The sequence below is a fragment of the Lewinellaceae bacterium genome (genome assembly GCA_020636105.1).
GTDB lineage: Bacteria > Bacteroidota > Bacteroidia > Chitinophagales > Saprospiraceae > BCD1.
Map to the genome: position 1 here is coordinate 4617580 of JACJYL010000001.1, position 17553 is coordinate 4635132.

At 45.4% G+C, this 17553-nt stretch carries 15 protein-coding genes; all 15 read left to right on the forward strand.

Annotated features, from left to right (window positions below):
• Positions 1 to 5 precede the first annotated feature (5 nt).
• The 15 genes from H6571_17195 (at position 6) to H6571_17265 (ending at position 17535) form a co-directional block, all read left to right on the forward strand.
• Positions 6 to 1391: an aminopeptidase P family protein gene (locus tag H6571_17195; protein ID MCB9325478.1), complete on the forward strand. Its 1386-nt coding sequence runs from the start codon at positions 6 to 8 to the stop codon at positions 1389 to 1391.
• Between the two features lie 495 nt (positions 1392 to 1886).
• Positions 1887 to 2252, forward strand: coding sequence for a glyoxalase (locus tag H6571_17200; GenBank protein MCB9325479.1), 366 nt, complete (start codon positions 1887 to 1889; stop codon positions 2250 to 2252).
• Between the two features lie 148 nt (positions 2253 to 2400).
• Positions 2401 to 4761: a hypothetical protein gene (locus H6571_17205; GenBank protein ID MCB9325480.1), complete on the forward strand. Its 2361-nt coding sequence runs from the start codon at positions 2401 to 2403 to the stop codon at positions 4759 to 4761.
• A gap of 118 nt (positions 4762 to 4879) precedes the next feature.
• On the forward strand, positions 4880 to 5347 hold the full coding sequence (locus H6571_17210) for a helix-turn-helix transcriptional regulator (protein MCB9325481.1): 468 nt from the start codon (positions 4880 to 4882) through the stop codon (positions 5345 to 5347).
• A gap of 121 nt (positions 5348 to 5468) precedes the next feature.
• Positions 5469 to 5666 carry a hypothetical protein gene (locus H6571_17215; GenBank protein MCB9325482.1) on the forward strand — a complete coding sequence of 66 codons (198 nt, stop codon included), beginning with the start codon at positions 5469 to 5471 and terminating at the stop codon, positions 5664 to 5666.
• Between the two features lie 503 nt (positions 5667 to 6169).
• The gene (locus H6571_17220) at positions 6170 to 7447 is read left to right on the forward strand and encodes a hypothetical protein (protein MCB9325483.1); all 1278 of its coding nucleotides are present in this window, start codon (positions 6170 to 6172) and stop codon (positions 7445 to 7447) included.
• Positions 7448 to 7951: 504 nt separating this feature from the next.
• Positions 7952 to 9022: a hypothetical protein gene (locus H6571_17225; protein MCB9325484.1), complete on the forward strand. Its 1071-nt coding sequence runs from the start codon at positions 7952 to 7954 to the stop codon at positions 9020 to 9022.
• Between the two features lie 246 nt (positions 9023 to 9268).
• On the forward strand, positions 9269 to 10195 hold the full coding sequence (locus H6571_17230; protein MCB9325485.1) for a hypothetical protein: 927 nt from the start codon (positions 9269 to 9271) through the stop codon (positions 10193 to 10195).
• 129 nt (positions 10196 to 10324) lie between these two features.
• Positions 10325 to 11977, forward strand: coding sequence for a T9SS type A sorting domain-containing protein (locus tag H6571_17235; protein ID MCB9325486.1), 1653 nt, complete (start codon positions 10325 to 10327; stop codon positions 11975 to 11977).
• A 182-nt stretch (positions 11978 to 12159) separates the two neighbouring features.
• Positions 12160 to 12972 carry an amidohydrolase gene (locus H6571_17240; protein ID MCB9325487.1) on the forward strand — a complete coding sequence of 271 codons (813 nt, stop codon included), beginning with the start codon at positions 12160 to 12162 and terminating at the stop codon, positions 12970 to 12972.
• A 144-nt stretch (positions 12973 to 13116) separates the two neighbouring features.
• Positions 13117 to 14262, forward strand: coding sequence for a ChaN family lipoprotein (locus H6571_17245; GenBank protein MCB9325488.1), 1146 nt, complete (start codon positions 13117 to 13119; stop codon positions 14260 to 14262).
• A 38-nt stretch (positions 14263 to 14300) separates the two neighbouring features.
• Positions 14301 to 14903, forward strand: a complete 603-nt coding sequence (locus H6571_17250; GenBank protein MCB9325489.1) for a hypothetical protein — start codon at positions 14301 to 14303, stop codon at positions 14901 to 14903.
• A 65-nt stretch (positions 14904 to 14968) separates the two neighbouring features.
• Entirely contained in the window at positions 14969 to 15910 is a 942-nt protein-coding gene (locus H6571_17255) for an NAD-dependent epimerase/dehydratase family protein (protein MCB9325490.1), read from the forward strand.
• Between the two features lie 200 nt (positions 15911 to 16110).
• Positions 16111 to 16983 carry a hypothetical protein gene (locus tag H6571_17260; GenBank protein ID MCB9325491.1) on the forward strand — a complete coding sequence of 291 codons (873 nt, stop codon included), beginning with the start codon at positions 16111 to 16113 and terminating at the stop codon, positions 16981 to 16983.
• Positions 16984 to 17055: 72 nt separating this feature from the next.
• Complete coding sequence (locus H6571_17265) at positions 17056 to 17535, forward strand: NADAR family protein (protein ID MCB9325492.1); 480 nt, start codon at positions 17056 to 17058, stop codon at positions 17533 to 17535.
• The last annotated feature ends 18 nt before the right edge of the window (positions 17536 to 17553 follow it).

Sequence of the window (17553 nt, forward strand, 5' to 3'; positions counted from 1 at the left end):
AGCAAATGTTTAGCAGCGAAACCTACACCAAAAGACAACAAAAATTATTAAACCAGGTAGATTCCGGTATCATCCTGTTGCCCGGAAATGAAGAAAGCCCGATGAACTATACCGATAACCAATATCGGTTCAGGCAGGACAGTACCTTTTTATATTTTTTTGGAATAAACAGGCCCGGGTTAGTCGCCTTGCTGGATACCCATACGGGGAGTGTTACTCTTTACGGTGACGATTTTACTGTGGAAGATATCGTGTGGATGGGAAAACAGCCCACCATCCGGGATCAGGCTGTGTTGTGCGGGGTTGAAAAAACTGCCGGTATTAAGGATTTAGCAGATAGGGTAAAACAGGCTTTGAAAAGTAAAGAGGCCATTCACTTTCTGCCACAATACAGGCACCATAACATCCTGAAACTGATGGATCTTACCGGGTATTCCGCCCAGGAAATTGAAAATGGGGCTTCAACGGAGCTGATCAAAGCGGTGGTGTCACAACGCAACTACAAAACGGCAGAAGAACTGGTAGAAATTGAAAAAGGGGTGGACACCACCATTGACATGCATGTAGCCGCGATGAAAATGCTGAGGCCTGGCATGAGTGAATTGGATATAGTAGTGGAAATTGAAAAAATCGCGCGTGCCACCGGTGGTGATATTTCGTTCCCAACCATTGCCACCATCAACGGGCAAACCCTGCACAATCATTATCATGGCAATATCGTCAAAGCAGGGCAACTGTTTTTACTCGACTGCGGGGCGGAAACCGCCATGGGTTATGCCGGCGACCTTTCCAGCACCATGCCTGTCGGGAAGACTTTCAGCCCTTTGCAAAAAGATATTTACAACCTGACACTCCAATCGCATTATGCCTGTGTGGATGCCCTCAAACCGGGAGTTACTTTTAAAGAAGTCCATCGTGCCGCCTGCCTCGCCATAACCGAGGGCCTGAAAAGCATGGGCCTGATGAAAGGCGATCCCGAAAGCGCAGTGGACGCAGGGGCGCACGCCTTGTTTTTTCCCTGCGGGACGGGCCATATGATGGGACTTGACATCCACGATATGGAAAACCTGGGCGAGGTGATTGTCGGTTACGGCGGACAACCGAAAAGCACCCAATTTGGCCTGAAATCATTACGTTTGGGCCGGACCCTGGAGCCTGGATTTGTGTTGACCATTGAGCCGGGCATATATTTCATCCCTGAACTCACCGATCTGTGGAGAGCGCAGAAAAAATTCATGGAGTTCCTGGATTACGATGAAATTGACAAGTTTAGAAACTTCGGAGGCATAAGAAACGAAGAAAACTACCTGATTACCACGGAAGGGAAACGACTGCTCGGCAACAAAAAGAAACCTATGTCTATTGAGGAGGTTGAGGCGTTGAGGGGATAAACATGAGTTCATCCCGGAATTTCAAAAACTGTCTGAACTGGAAATTATATGATTATTTGAAGTATTTTTTAAATGTAAAACCTGCCTGCAGACGCAGGAAGGCAGGTGCAAAACAAGGAATTTAAAACCTGCCTGCTGACGCAGGAAGGCAGGTGTAAAAGTGAGTGGGCAAAACGTGTGGGTTTTGGAGAAAAAGTCAATTTTTGTCTCAAAACACCTAACCCATGACCCAAACACTTCTAAATTTTGCGGTTACTTGTTTTACACCTTGCCTGCTGCCACGACGGAAGGCAGGTTTTGCGGTTTATCTCTTTTTGTAAAAGAAAAATCCCGAATTTCATCTAATCAGATAAAATTCGGGATGTCTCATGTAGGTTACGGAGCGATAGGTCGGTGGTTTCCCAGGTCAACCTTCGGTGGGCGATGAGTTGAAGGAAGTTTTTGGCTATTTTTAAAGCGTTCCTAAACTCAATTTTTAATATAAAAACAAACAGAATGGAACATAAAGCAAAATCGATCCGCCCCTTCATCGGGGCCAAAGACTTTGCAGTGTCGAGAAATTTTTACCGTGACCTGGGCTTCCGCGAAAGTGTCCTGGCGCATAATATGTCTTATTTCGAAACGGAGGGCATCGGTTTTTATTTACAGGATGCCTACGTCCGGGGCTGGATCGACAATTCGATGATCTTTATGGAAGTCGGGGATGTCGGCCGTTTTTGGAACGAACTGCTCGCCCTTGATCTGCCCGCAAAATACAAAGAGGTGAGGCTGGTCCCGATAAAGGATTACGACTGGGGCCGTGAATGTTTTTTACACGACCCGTCCGGGATATTGTGGCATTTTGGAGAATTTTATAAGTGATATAAATTAAGCCAGGAATTCTTTATCTTGACAGCCTTTAATACCAAAAAAAAACAGGGCTGCCATGGATAAATATTTGCTTTGGATAGTGGCTTCGGTTTTCATCGGGATTTCTTGTTCGCCGGGAAAGCCATCCGTCATTTTGGAAATGACCACCGATGATTTCAAAATCGCGGTAAACGACAAAGGTGCGTTGACGGAACTCACCGATCTCAAAACGGGTACTGACTACCTTTCCAAAGACACCGTCACCTGTCTGATGTCCGTCAGAATCAACAATGAAATTAAAACGCCTCAGTACGCCAAAGCAAAAGACGGCCTGATCACCTTATACTTTGAGGGCGATCTGGAAACCCTTTTAAAACCGGAGGCCAAAGCATCTCATCTCACCTTTGAACTGTTGTCAGTTACCCCCAATGATGCTGTGGACCTGGTCATTTGGGGTCCTTATTTTACGACCATAAACAAGATCATCGGGGAAACAGTCGGCGTGGTCAGGGGCGAAACTTATGCCGTGGGTATCCAGTCCCTGAACATCAAAACCCTGGGCGGTTACCCATGGAACGAAAGCGACCGCATGCCCGGGTTTGACATCTTCGAACAGCCAGACCCCAACAATCTATTTCCTGAAAATGCGCCCCAGGTTTTATACCGCGTGGAAGCGGCCAAACCGACGGATTCGGGCAGCAGCCTCCAGGCCTATTGCCGCAACCGGAACCACGACAGGATCGTCTCTGATTTCGATCATGAAAGGCTGGTCGCACCGGCCTATGATGACGGGGGCGTCATCGGCTCCAAAATAGTCCTTTTCGGCTGTCCGGTGGACAAAGCCCTGGAAACCCTCGGGGTCATTGAACTGGCGGAAGGATTGCCCCACCCGCAAATCGACGGGCAATGGGGTAAAACCGCTCCCGGCGCTTCGGCGGCCTACCTGATCACCGCATTCACGGAGGGTAATGTGGATGAGGCGATAGCATTGACCCAAAAAGCCGGCCTGAGATACCTTTACCATTACGGAAAGACTTTTGAAAACTGGGGGCATTTTGATTTGTACCAAGGCGAATTTCCCAACGGCATCCCCGGATTCAAAAAGTGTGTCGAAAAAGCCGAAGCCCAAGGCATTATGATGGGAACGCATGTGCTGTCCAATTTCATCACCACCAACGACCCGTACGTCACACCCGTTCCGGATCAGCGGCTGGCGAAAGTGGGGAGCTCCGTTATTACCGAAGCCGTCGATGCCACCCAAACGGAAATCCCAATCCAGTCCGCCGATTTTTTCAACCAGTATAAAAACAATAACCTTAAAACGGTGATGATTGGGACCGAACTCATCCGTTATCAAAAAGTATCCGAAAATCCGCCGTGGAGGTTGTTGGATTGCCAGCGTGGAGCTTTTGAAACGGTCGCGGCTAACCACCCGTCGGGGGAAGCCATTTCCAAGTTGCTCGACCATGGTTACAAAGTATTTTTGACCAATGCCGACCTGACGGTTGAACTCTCGGAGACCCTGGCGGAATTGTACAATCAAACAGGGCTGCGCCAGATCTCCTTTGACGGACTGGAAGGCAACCGCTCCACCGGCCTGGGTGCCTACGGGGAGTCGTTGATGCCGTATGTCTGGTACAATAACCTGTCGGACTCGCTGAAGAACCATCTGATCATCGATGCTAGTCGCACCACCCACTTTTTCTGGCACATTTATACCCGCATGAACTGGGGCGAGCCCTGGTACGGCGGGTTTCGCGAAAGCCAGACGGAATACCGTATGAAAAACCAGAAGTATTTCAAACGGAACTTCATGCCCGGCATGCTGGGCTGGTTCAAAATGACCCCGGAAACTACCGTGGAAGACATCGAATGGTTGCTGGCCCGTTCGGCAGGTTACGATGCCGGTTACGCCTTCGTCGCCGACCAGGAAGCCATCGCAAAAAACGGCCGTTCCGACCAGATCCTGTCCCTCATCGGCGACTGGGAAAAGCTGCGGATGGGCGGGGCCTTCACGGAAGCGCAAAAGACATTGATGCAGGAGGTGAATAATGAATTTACCCTTGAGAAAATAAACGATCGCGAATGGTTATGGCATCCTGTATCTTCCGGAAAATTCAGGCACGAACAAAAGGTCCGGCAACCCGGCGAGCCGCTGCACTCCACCTTTGAGTTTGAAAACATCGGCCGCACACAACCCATGCAATTCATCCTCACCGCGGAAGACGCTGAGGTGCGGGAGGTGTCCATGGAGATCGATGATTACAAGGTGATAAGCCTTCCTTTCGTATTGAAAAACGGACAAATTCTCCAGTATGCCGGAGGGGATAAAGCCCATGTCTATAATAAAAACGGGCAGCGGTTAAGGGAAATAGACATAAAAGAATCAGATTTTGAAATAGGCGAGGGGACGCATACCCTTACTTTTGATTGTCGTTTTGACCGTGCGGGCAAAGCGGCGGCAGTTAAGGTGGAGGTACGGACTTTGGGAGCGGGAGAGCGGGTGGTTTTGGGTGAGTAGTAGGGTTTTTTGTTGGTAAATGGGTTAGAATGGTGTGGATTTTTGTTTATGGTTTTTTTTTGTATATTTGGAGTGATGCGGATATACCTTAGTTATTTTAAAAAAACTCCCCCAAGAAATGAGAATAATCAATTATTTAGCTGATTTACTGTATCGACACCAGAAGAAATTGGAAATTATCGCAATATTTCTTCTCTTTTTGACAATCAGTTTTCGTTTTACAAATTTCAAAACAGTATGGTTGTGGAGCGACAAAACATACATTGCCGTAATTTTAGTTTTATTGCTAATATCAACAGCATTGATTTGGATAAAAATAGAAAAGAAAAAGACCAATGATTTAATAACACTTATAAAAAATGAAACATTTGCAACTAAACCGAAAACAGAAAATCAGTTAGAAAAACTATCAGCAAGACAAAAACAAGTTTTTGATTTGATAGTAGTTGGGAAATCAAATAAGGAGATAATGGATGAATTATGTATTGAATTAAGCACACTTAAAACACACATAAATAAAATTTATAAAATTCTTGAAATAAAATCACGACAACAGATTAAAAAATTAAAAAATATGGACAATTAGATTATATGACAACAAATACTCGTGATATCAACCTTTTTTCAACCCTATATCAACCTTTCTCAACCTTGCAGACAGCATTGAACAGATTAATTTTGCAGTTCACAATTTAAATAAAGTAAAAATGAAAAAAAGAAATCTGTTTATGTCCGTAACTATAATGTGTGGACTTTTCGTTGTTGCATTTACATTCAAAAATGACCAAATCACCTGGCTTTGGACAGACAATAAACCTATTGCAGTTATTTTGGGTATAATTACAATTGCATTTGGAACACTTTGGATCAAGCATCAAAAACTGTTAAATAGGGAAAAAAAATAAAAAGACAGAAATAAAACAGCTTATAATATTAAAGGCTGAATAGTCTGGTGCAACCGACTATTCGGACTTTGTTGAACGAAGCGTAGCCGGAAGTGAAAGAAAAATTCTTTATGGGTTTTCGATTCAGTATGAAGTGTGAGGTGACATCTTCGCCGGGAAGGCTATGCGGGAAGGCTATGCGGGGATGCTAAAGGTGTCATCTCACGCCGTCAAGAATTTTAATAGTAAGAATTTCACAGCAGATACTTCCGATTGCTTTTTTTCTTATCTTGTTTTACCTAAGGAAATAAATACCGTGTAACACAAATTACCCGAAAAAAGCCAAAATCGAAAATCGTTAATCCTTATTCATTATTCAAAAAAAAGGTTGGAACATCGAACCCGCGTGCTGAGGCTGCGGAGGGTAGGCAACGAACCTGTCTGTGCCGTCAGGCAGGCGCCGATTTTAGAAAGTGCTCTGTAACTTTATGGATTGGCATTCCACACTTAAATACTCAAAATAGATGAAAATCGCCCTTTTGCTCACCGCCCTCATTCTCTGTGCTGCTTATTTTTATTCGGCAGCCAAAGACAAGCGCGCGGCATCAAACAATGTTTCAAAAGAGATCCAATATGGTCCATTCACCATAAAGGTGTCGGCAACGACAGGAAAGCGTATCAACATGAATTATGGAATGGCCAATTATACCAACGTGGCCTATGCCATTTTTTACGATGACCATCCCATAGTTTTTCCCAACTCCCTGCAAAACAATACGGGGTTACCGTTTTTATGGGCCGTTTATGCCCTGCCAGGTGCCCCCGACCCAACACTTGTGGCAGGCAGTCAAAGTATGTATTTGGTCTACCTGAAAGATGGTGTGCCTGTAGTGGAGCCTATCTTTAAACAAGGTTCTGACTTTGCCTCGGTTCAGTTTTTGGACAGTCAAAATGGTCAGCCCGGCTTGTATTCGGAGGTTTTTATGAAAAATGAGGCAACCGACCTGGAAAAATTGGACAGCCTGGATGGTGGGCGTTACCTGTTGGTCAGCAAACATGCCGTACTTGACGTGCAGACTCGCAAAATATGGGAAATGAACAAGAACAACAACGCTGTAGAAAATTACTCCTTTCCCTCACCGAACGGTGCCCTGGCTTTTTCACCTGACCAGAAAAGTATTGTTTTTCATGCCGAATTTCAAAGCTGGAACACTCAGGCAGAAGATTTGCCGGACTCGGAACATGCCCTCGTAGTGTATGATTTTGAAAAAGACAGCGGTTACGCGGTCAGGTATGATGACACGGATACACGAATGACTAACCCGCAAAATATTGATCACCGATGGTTTGAAACCTATTTTGAATGGAAAGCATTCCCAACGGGCGACAGTCTGCAACTGAGACAATTGGAAAAGCTGCCCAATTGGATTGGCCAGTACGACCCCCGGGACAACTATTACACGATTTACCCCGTCAAAGCGGGGATGTTGCCTGTTTTTTTGGACTTTGTGCTTGGGCAAATGGGCTGGTCGAAGGACAATATAATAGAGGATAAAACGGCGGTTTACTCGGGACGCACCCTCACCCTCGGTTCCGGAGAAGTGAAATTGGACATTAATTTCCAGGAAGATGAGCAAAAAATGACGTTAAGCAAATTCGCTTACGTTGATAAAACCCCTGAATATGAAGCCCTGGTGAAAAAAATGGCCGAGGCCTTTAATGCTGAACTCAGTGCAGGAAAGCATCAGGAGCACTTTGGGCGGATCATCAGTGAGACCAAGCGAATCCGGGGCGGATATTGACCGGCCAGACCTGTTTTTCCTTTCACCCACTAATATCAGCCCATATGAAACGGAATCACTTAATCTTACTAGCTATGTCAATCTTCTCTTTCCTGTTCGGTTGCAATGACCCAAAACCAACCCAAAAGCAGAACAATGGCCCCGGTTCCCGACCACCGACAGCCCCGGGATATCGGTGACTGCCGTTCCCCTGGCCGATAGTTTTACGATAAGTTCTTTTTCTACCACGGATCTGGATCAGCACAACCTGCACCTGAATTTTTCGGACAACCTGATGTTGTCTTTGGCAGATGGATCGGTCTGGGTGAGGTATGAAGGCTTATTGTATAGGATGTTTGTTCCTTAGTACTTTAAAAATAAATTGACATATTTTGGGTTAGAATCCTCTTTAGGGACGGGGTGGAGCCATGGTAAGTATGTCATTTTATTTTTATCAAATCATTTAGAGATATCAATTGTTAGCGAGAATTATCATTTATTATTCACCTTAAATCAAAAATTCCAATGGCAGGTAATTTTCTTTTCATCCTCATCACCCTTTCGCTTTTTGGCTTAATTCTCATCACTGCTTCACCTATACCGAGCGGCGATAGGGGTATGGAGGCTGGCATTCTTCTTTTTCTCTGTGCGGTAGGGTTCCTCCTCCTGACGGGGCTGCTCGCCTGGAACCTCGGCTCGAGGAATTGTTTTGACTGGGTCAAAATGCCTGGCATTTCGCGAAATGGGATTGTTTTCATCGGATGGCTTGCCTTTGCTGCTGCGACGGTTGCCAGTGCGGTGTTCAAAATTGAATGGCATGATGGGGAGTTTCCACAATATCTCCGTTGGCTTTCGCAGGCACAGGCTGCTATTTGGTTGCCGCTGTTGGTCCTGGTTCCGGCTTTCATTCTCCTTAACTTTGAACGGGAGGCCGGTTATGTGTCCGATTTTGTCAAAATACCGATGATGACGGGTTTTATGTTGAGTGTTTTGATGGGTTTGGGTTTATTGTTTGGTTTGTTCCGGACGAATATGCAGCATCAGGCAGCCAAAATCGAATATACAAAAAAACAAAACGATGAACAACACGACAAGCATTTGGAATGGATCGCAGAGCAAAAGCCGACGGATCCAATCGTGAACATACTTTCCCTGACCGGACGCTTTCACGACAGTGACGTGCGCGACTCAGCCGTTGCCAAGGTCAAATCACACCCCGATTGGGAGGCAGACCTCATTCGACTGTTAAGTGAAACGGAATTTGACTACCAGGTCTATTCATTTATTGACGGCAACCAGGTGGAGCACCCGGAACAATTTGTCGAACCTATAAACCGAAGCATTCGCCGTATCGCAGGAGAAATCAAGTCCGGTATCAAGGATTCCAACAACTTGCAGGACTGGCATTTCGAGCATTTTAGCCTCGAAAGACTTTTTCGGGCGATTGACGAGCAATTTTCCCTCCCCGGTGCGGATTACCGTCCTGCAGTCCTCGAATTGCGCGAGGCTTTGGATACGCCTAAGCCGGAGCGGTTTAAAAATGTAAAATTCACGGTGACCCCGCTTGTGGATGATTGGCTAAAAAAACACCCGTAGGATGCTGAGACACCCCCTTTTTCGCCTTCACTCTGTTGCTTTACGCGAAGATGTCAGTATGAAGTGTGAGGTGGCCTCTTCGCGGGCATGCATGCGGGTTTGCATAAGGTGTCATCTCACCCCGGACAACGAATATTGCCTGAAAAAAAGTTCAGCAAGTAATTTTTTCAAACGTTTAAGGACAAAGATCCGGAAAGCTATCATTACATTGCAGATGCATAATGCATCATTTAACCATTAACGATCATGAACAAACTCATTAAATACGTCCTGATAGCAGCCATCCCGGCCGCCCTGTTGTTCCTGGGTTGTGACGGATTTCAGAAAAAGCAACCGGAACAGAATGAAGGACAAACCGGTGTTTTAAAGGAAACTAATCATATTAAAGCGGAGGGGGCCATCGAAATAGCATTGGCAGACCTGAAAATAATTCCGGAACGCACCCTTGAAAATGAGGTGTATCTGCTCACCGCCTTTGATGTGCCGGATAAAAAAACGCTGGTGTTTGTCGGCAACTTTGACCGTAAAAACAGGGTGAGGTTCTTTGACCTGAAAACGAATGAAATTACGGCAGAGTTGATTCTGCCGGAAACGCCCCTGGATGTTTATACCCTAAACGGCAGCTGTTACATCCTGGGCGAGAAAAGTATATTTGTCTTAGCTGACAAGCAGATCGTCCGAACGATCCGGCATGATATTCCCGGGGTGTTCAATTTTGATCGTTTGCTGGCCCTGGACGGACAGCTCTTTGTCTCCATGTCGGACGGCAGTGCCTGGGAGGTTGGGGAAACGGGTGTCCGGAGGCTTAAAAAATTGCCCATGAACGGCCATCCGTTATGGATACAGAAACGGTCCCCCAAAACTTTTTCCATCGATTTGGGGGAAAGCAAGACCGTCAGCTACAAATCGGACCTGATGCTGGGATCCATGACGATCCTGGGAGCCTTGAATGACAATCTCATTTGTGTGATCGAAAAGATCACGGGACAGCAGCCATTGGTCGTGGAGCGGGCCATTGCCTCCTCCTCAGATGATTTTGCATCGGACCTGCAAACGGTGGACAGCCAGCCTTATGCTTTTTTAAAAAATGACCTAAGGTTACACGGCAACCGCCTTTGCCATCTTATTTTACATCCTGATAAGGCTTTGCTGGTTACCGAAAGGATAAAATAATGAGGTGAGCATAAACTTTATTAAGCTTGTCTGATACCAGGCAACACCATTTTCCTATGATTAAAAAAGTTTAAGCGAATCTCGCCTTGTGGCCAGACAGGTTCAAATGTTTAATAATTTTTAAAACAAATGAAAAAAATAATATATCTGTCGTGTTTATTGTTTTGGGGAACTTCCGGATTTTTAGCGGCCCAGATCACCTCTTCCGAGGTCATGAGCAATGCAAAAGCTTACCTGAATTTTGACTGGACAGCCACCTCTGCCAATATATGGGAAGGGGTGAATTGCGGTGGCAAAACCGTGGATACTCCAGGTTGGGTAACCGCAGGCGACCATACCGCCATGGCTTATTGCTGGGGCGGCAATTCTACTTTGTCGCAATACAATGCCTACCTGCTGGAAGGCAAATCGGCAGGAGACAACAACACCTCAGCGGGTTATGGGGCCGAACCCGGCTGTTCCATCGGTGTGGATTGCTCGGGTTTTGTCAGCCGTTGTTTTGGGCTTAATACACATTACAGCACTTCGATGCTCAATGTCAATGAGCTGTTCGGGCACCATTCCAGTTATGCAGAGCTTCATGAATCGGATTTTATCAACAATCCCGGCAGCCATACCCGGCTGGTGACCAAGATCAATGCCAATGGCACCATTTCGGTGACCGAATCAGGCTCGGGTGTCGGCAATGTGGGGTCGGAGGGATTATGGCGGGTTTTTACCTGGACTTACAACCTGTCGCAGTTGACCCAATACAATCCGCAATATTACACCGGTATGACAAGCGGGAGCGCTGCCCTGGATTGCTCCAATGCAGTGCCGGTTTTCTGTGGGGTCACGTACGAAGGCAGCCCTTCGGCCGAGCCATCTGCCATTTCTTTTTACGGCTGCAATTCCTGGACCGAGACCGGGCCGGAAAGGGTGCATACCATCACCCCGGCGATGGACGGAACCCTCAGGGCGACGATCTCGGATTTTTCCGGTGACCTGGATGTATATATCCTGGGGAGTTGCGATCCTTCCGATTGTTTGGGTATCCTGACGTCCAATGATGCCATCTATGCCAATGTGTTGGGCGGCCATACCTACTACATTGTGGTGGATTCGGATGATGGCAGCGAGAGCGGATATAAACTGCTGGCGGAATGTTTGACCTCGGAAGACATAAGCATCACCAATGTTTCGGCCTCGCCTACTGTACTGGAGGCTGGCGGACAAATCGAGGTGTCTGCCGATCAAAACTATGCAGGCCCGCAGTCCGGTGCCGATCTTCCGGGGTTCACCCTGGCGTATTATTTATCGGCAGACTGTGACCTGAGCCCGGAGGATGTCTTGCTGGGTACGGACGATTCCGACCTGGGCTATGACCAGCCACTGGTTTCAGAAACCGAGGTGCTGACCGTCCCGGAAGAAACGTTGCCCGGCAGTTACTATCTGATCTTTGCCGGTGATGCCGGGGCTGCTCTGAACGAGGTGAACGAAGACAATAACACTGCCTGTGTGGCCATTGAGATCACCAGCCCCAATACGGTGGCTGATCCGACATTCCAACACCAGATCTCCGTTTTTCCAAATCCGACAAGGGATGTCATTCAGATCGTTTCTCTCCCCGGTCAGGAAATTGAAAAGCTCCTCATTTACGACCTAAATGGCCGGTTGGTGAAAACCATTGAAGGCAGCCATCTGAATAAACTGGAAATCCGGGAGTTACCCGCGGGACCGTACCTTTTGGAGGTCGTCGGGGCAGAAGATAAGCTTGCGGTGTTCCGGATCGTGAAGGATTGAGGGGGCATCGTTTCAAGATTATGTCAATCTGATTATTTATAAAGGTTAAAATCAAAAACAGCTACTTCAAATCCCCAAAAACGCCCAATACAAAGCAAATTTGGCCAAAACACTTTGAACAGAATGATAATAACTTTAAATTGATTACTTGCGTAACTCCAGCACTCTAAAACACAAAATTCATGATCATAGACGTTCACACGCACATTAACAATTACCACGAAGACAGGGTCATCTCCCTTGAAGATAACCTGAATAAACTTACCGATACAATGTTGGCCAATAAGGTTGATTATTCATTGGTACTATCATCCTATAAAGTCAACGAACACAGACCCAGCACCAGTAAAGTGGTGGAGGCGATTAAAGGGAGGGAAAACCTGGGAGTGGTTTCAGGAATAAGTTACCTGCATTATAACCACAGGGATATAAGGGAAATCGGGGAATACCTGGAGCACGGTCACATAAAAGGCTTGAAATTTTATCCCGGATATGAGCCTTTTTACCCCAACGACACCAGGCTTAAAGTTTTGTATGAAATGGCGGTGGAGTATGATGTGCCTGTAATGTTTCATTCCGGAGACACCTATGCGCCTTCCGGAAAAGTAAAATATTCACATCCACTTCATATCGATGATTTGGCAGTTGATTATCCCGAATTGAAAATAGTGATTTGTCATGTCGGCAATCCCTGGATCAGAGACTGTATGGAAGTGGTGTATAAGAATGAAAACGTGTATGCGGATATTTCAGGCCTGGTGCTTGGTGATTTTTCGGAAAAGTTCGAACGGTTCATGAAAAAGGAAATTGAAGAAATGATCACCTACGCAGGGGACCCCAATTATTTATTGTATGGTACCGATTGGCCCATCTCTAACATGAAATCATATTTAAAGTTTATGGACCAACTGGACCTGGCAGAGGATAAGAAGGAACTCATTCTTTGGAAAAATGCAGCTCAGCTGTTTAAAATTGATGTGGAGAAGCTTGGCTGAGACAACACCTTTTCGCCTTCGCTCTGTTGCTTTACGCGAAGATGTCGCCTCAGGAACCAGCATGAAATGTGAGGTGACCTCTTTGCCGGACAGGGATGCGGGAATGCAAAAGGTGTCGTCTTACGTCGTTAAAAAAAAATACTTATGAAAAATGTTTTTCCATACTGGATTATTCTGGCGATGGGGATGTTTTCGGGAACCCTTTTCGCCCAGGAAGTCAATCCTGAAATGATCGATTTTATCAAAAAAGAGGCTTTAAGTCCCGGGGATTATATTGTAAAAACCTTTGAGCGATACGACGTTGTTTTTTTAGGAGAACAGCATGTCATAAAAGAAAACCTGCTATTCGTTCAACAGCTCATTCCCCAATTATATGAAAACGGCATATTAACCCTTGGAATGGAATTTGGGGCCAATGAGGTTCAGGATAAGCTGGACGAGCTGGTGACCTCGGAAGTTTATGATGAAAACCTGGCAAAGGAGATCATGTTCACTTACAATGTTGCCTGGGGTTTTCAGGAGTATGTAGATGTTTATAAAGCAGCCTGGAAACTCAATCAGTCCCTTCCCGAAGGCGCCCCCCCTTTCAGGATCCTGAATTTGAGTTACATCTATAATTGGGAAAAATTTACAGGGAAAAGAGACCGCGAAACCACGGAATTGGTTTTTGATAAAGGGCCGGTAGATAAGTTCAGGGCCGAATTGATTGAAAAGGAGGTCATCCTGAAAAACAAAAAGATGCTCGCGCTGGTGGGAACGCCCCATGCCTATACCCGGTATGCTTCTTCGTCCCTTAATTTCAACAGTGATCATTTCTGCGATTTTGATGATAACTGGCTGGGCAACCGGCTTTACAAAAAGTATCCGGAAAAAGTATTCAGCATCCTGTTGCACCAGGCTTTTACCCAAAAGGAAAAGGACACCTATTTTCTTGTCTCGCCTGCCGGCGGGGCCATCGAAACTCTCATGGCCCTGAATGACAACCAACCTGCGGGCTTTGACCTGATCCATACCCCCGTCGGGGCATTACCGGACCGGAGCATGAATGCAATTTGTTATGAGAATTTCACTATGGAGCAATTCTTTGACGGATACATTTTTTTGGAACCGCTGCGTGACCTGGAAGGATGTACCGTGATAGAAGATTTTGTAAACGAAAAGAATATTGACCACGCCATAAAGAATTTCCCGGACCCGGATTGGCATCAACCCATAAAGTCTTTGGAAGACATGAAACATTTTATTCATGGTTTATCCAAAGATATTTCAATACGATTCCATAATTTGTAGCCCGGCTATTGGCAAATACTTAATAATTTTTCAAACAAATGAAAAACACAGCAGTCAATGATCCAAATGATGTTCAGGTCAATCTCACATTAACCATTGAGGAAACCTACCTGGGCACCCTTAAAAAGATAGATTATCAACGGAGGGAGCCGTGTGGTTCTTGTGGTGAAAAAAAGGGCCAGGTTTTGTGCTTTCAATGTGGCGGAAAAGGTTACGTCATGAACGATCTTTCCGCGGAGCTGGACATTCCTGCCGGAGTCGATGAAGGGATGGTAATGAGTTTTAAAGAGAAAGGGCATCAGGTCATTGAAAAGGGGAAGTTCAAGGGGTTATTCAAACCATTTTCAAATACAGGAAAGCGTACCTATGGTAACCTCAACCTCCATCTTGAAGTAATGGCGCATCCCCATTTTACAAGGGATGGTTATGATTTGATTGTCGAATGCCCTTTGCGAAAAGCTGAATTAAGTTTAGGGATAAATAAGGAAATTCAATTACCGGATAAAAGCACGATAAGGATCAAAATCCCGGAGGATACGCAGGATGGCCGTACTTTTAGAATCATGGGCAAAGGGTTTCCCCTGCTCAATGAAAACAAATCAGGAAACTTGTTGATTATGGTCAAAATAAGCGATCCATAAATCAACACCATTCTTTTATTTTAAATTAAGTCAACACGTAACATCAGTTAATAAAAACAACAAAAATGCAAACAATATTAGGAGCCGGCGGCGGTATCGGCATACCATTAGCCAAAGCATTAAAACAATACACCCATCAGATTCGGCTGGTCAGCAGAAATCCGAAAAAGGTGAATGATACCGATGAACTTTTTTCGCTTGATTTTAATGACCTAAGCCAGATTGACAAGGCCATTGCCGGAAGCGAAGTCGTTTATGTGGTGGTGGGATTTGAATACAAGTTAAGTGTATGGCAGGCAACCTGGCCTCCATTTATGAAAGCGGTCATTGAGGCCTGTAAAAAGCATGAAGCCAAACTTGTATTTTTTGATAATGTTTACATGTACGCTAAATCCGCCATTCCACACATGACCGAGGATGCGCCCTTACAGCCTCCCAGCAAAAAAGGAGCCGTCAGGAAGCAATTGCACGAGATGATTATGGAAGAAGTAGCGCAAAAAAATCTGACGGCCCTGATTGCCAGGGCAGCTGATTTTTATGGACCAGATAATAAAAATAGTGTGTTGTCCATAATGGTGGCGGATAACCTGATCAAAGGAAAAAAAGCTCAGTCATTTGGCAACTTGGACAAAATTCATACCTACACTTATACGCCTGATGCCGCTAAGGCAACCGCTATACTGGGCAACACCGAAGATGCCTTTAACCAGGTGTGGCATGTTCCAACGACAAAAGAAAAATTAACCAACCGGCAATGGATTGAGCTGATTGCGGAGGAACTGAAGGTTCAGCCTAAGATTCAGTCCGTCCCCGTCTGGATGCTCCGTATCCTTGGCTTGTTTATTCCCGTGATGAAAGAATTCCCGGAGATGCTTTATCAAAACGAGCAGGATTATATTTTTGACAGCAGCAAATTTGAGAAACGCTTTGGGATTGAGGCCACAGCTCCTAAAGAAGGTATTAAAAATCTGATTGAAGAATTAAAAGCAAAAAACACAGGCAGATAATTGTCCATTTAAACTTGTCCAGGAACGGTAAGCAAATCCGGGGACGACTCACCGGTTTTTTGGGGAATTCAGTAAAATTACTAGGGTAAGGGGTTGTTTTACAAAAAAAATAGAAATCCATTCGAATACTAGGCCGGTATTAACGAATAATAAAACCAGGGCGGAAAAGAGAAAATACGGGGATAACTTTAAAACAAAAAATGAAAAAGTTATACGGCCTCGTCTCGATCCTCTTCCTGGTCTCCTGCAAAGAAAACTTGCCGAAAAAGGGAATCGCAGGACATCAAATCCTTCAAAAGACAGAAAACACGGAAAATGCCCTGAAAGTGGATACCCGATCAATTTCGGAAATATTGCCCATGAAAACGGGCATGAGTGAAAAGGATATAGCCACCTGCTTTTTTGTTGCCGATACATTGAATAATGATTTTAATGAATTGATCGGAACCACTAAAGTATGGAACGACAGATGGCCGATGATGATCCCGGCGGTGAATAACGGGTATTTGACCGGTGTTTTTGACCTGGATGATTCTACCTGGGTCATTCCCTTTTTTACCGACAGGAAAAAAGAAGTCCAGATCTTTACAAAATGGAGGATCGTAGCGAATAAGGGCCTGACTTATGCCGGGCGGTTTAAGCCTTCCCTGAGTTCGAAATATGCTTTTCATCGCCTGCTGGAAAAGGTTGATGTCAGAGGCCAGGAATATCTTATCGGGAAAACCGAAGGAGGGAGGGAAGGGAATAGCTGGCAAATTATTTGGACAGCTAAGTATAACGGAACGGACGATTTTCATAAAACAGACCTGTATGGAGTCGATAATGCAGCAGGAAAAAGCAAACGATCACTCTACTACAAACTGGAGGGAAGCGATCTTTCCATTATTATGGAAGTGGATTCCGTAGCGTCCCCTCCGGAGGGTATGCTTGACATTCCGACAGGCAGTATGTTGGTTAAAAAAGTTGATTTAAACCCGGAGCCACGGTTGAAGGAAACGGAAGCGTTGTTTGAAAATATTTTTAAAGCACCCGGGGATTTTTCCCTTTTACGGGCCGTTCCTGACCGCGGGTGAAATTATTTTCACTAAAGACTTGTTATCCATTATATTGATCAGCCCGGTGTAAGCCAGGCTCCATCATTAAAAATGAAATACAATCAACCGACCGGGGAAAATTTTATGGAAAGGATAGACCAATTTACAGGAGAATACCGCTGGCTCAGCAATTTTTATCCTTGCGAACTGAGGTTCAGGGGCAAGGCATACTCCTCTGTCGAATACGCCTATATGAGTGCTAAAAGCGAGGATAAGGAATGGAAAAAGATGTGCTCGGAAGGCCGCGAGAAGCAAAGCAAAATAAAGAAGCTAAGCCAGCATATCGATCTGGTGCCTCATTGGGAGACCATAAAAATAGACGTTATGCGCGAATGCCTGGAGCTGAAATTTGCGCAGGAACCTTTCATGACCTGGCTGCTTGCCACAGGCGATAGTCATTTACAGGAAGGCAATACCTGGGGTGACAAGTTTTGGGGCGTAGACATAGAGACCGGGGAAGGAGAAAACCACCTCGGCAAACTGCTTATGGAACTCAGGCATAAATTCAGGGCAGACGGCTCCAAATTTTGAACCTTTACGGCTGATGAT

Coding starts and splice junctions, on each gene's coding strand:
- H6571_17195 (MCB9325478.1), top strand. CDS start 6: ATGTTTAGCAGCGAAACCTACACCAAAAGACAACAAAAATTATTAAAC.
- H6571_17260 (MCB9325491.1), top strand. CDS start 16,111: ATGAAAAAGTTATACGGCCTCGTCTCGATCCTCTTCCTGGTCTCCTGC.
- H6571_17220 (MCB9325483.1), top strand. CDS start 6,170: ATGAAAATCGCCCTTTTGCTCACCGCCCTCATTCTCTGTGCTGCTTAT.
- H6571_17245 (MCB9325488.1), top strand. CDS start 13,117: ATGAAAAATGTTTTTCCATACTGGATTATTCTGGCGATGGGGATGTTT.
- H6571_17225 (MCB9325484.1), top strand. CDS start 7,952: ATGGCAGGTAATTTTCTTTTCATCCTCATCACCCTTTCGCTTTTTGGC.
- H6571_17205 (MCB9325480.1), top strand. CDS start 2,401: ATGACCACCGATGATTTCAAAATCGCGGTAAACGACAAAGGTGCGTTG.
- H6571_17235 (MCB9325486.1), top strand. CDS start 10,325: ATGAAAAAAATAATATATCTGTCGTGTTTATTGTTTTGGGGAACTTCC.
- H6571_17215 (MCB9325482.1), top strand. CDS start 5,469: ATGAAAAAAAGAAATCTGTTTATGTCCGTAACTATAATGTGTGGACTT.
- H6571_17200 (MCB9325479.1), top strand. CDS start 1,887: ATGGAACATAAAGCAAAATCGATCCGCCCCTTCATCGGGGCCAAAGAC.
- H6571_17210 (MCB9325481.1), top strand. CDS start 4,880: ATGAGAATAATCAATTATTTAGCTGATTTACTGTATCGACACCAGAAG.
- H6571_17230 (MCB9325485.1), top strand. CDS start 9,269: ATGAACAAACTCATTAAATACGTCCTGATAGCAGCCATCCCGGCCGCC.
- H6571_17265 (MCB9325492.1), top strand. CDS start 17,056: ATGAAATACAATCAACCGACCGGGGAAAATTTTATGGAAAGGATAGAC.
- H6571_17240 (MCB9325487.1), top strand. CDS start 12,160: ATGATCATAGACGTTCACACGCACATTAACAATTACCACGAAGACAGG.
- H6571_17250 (MCB9325489.1), top strand. CDS start 14,301: ATGAAAAACACAGCAGTCAATGATCCAAATGATGTTCAGGTCAATCTC.
- H6571_17255 (MCB9325490.1), top strand. CDS start 14,969: ATGCAAACAATATTAGGAGCCGGCGGCGGTATCGGCATACCATTAGCC.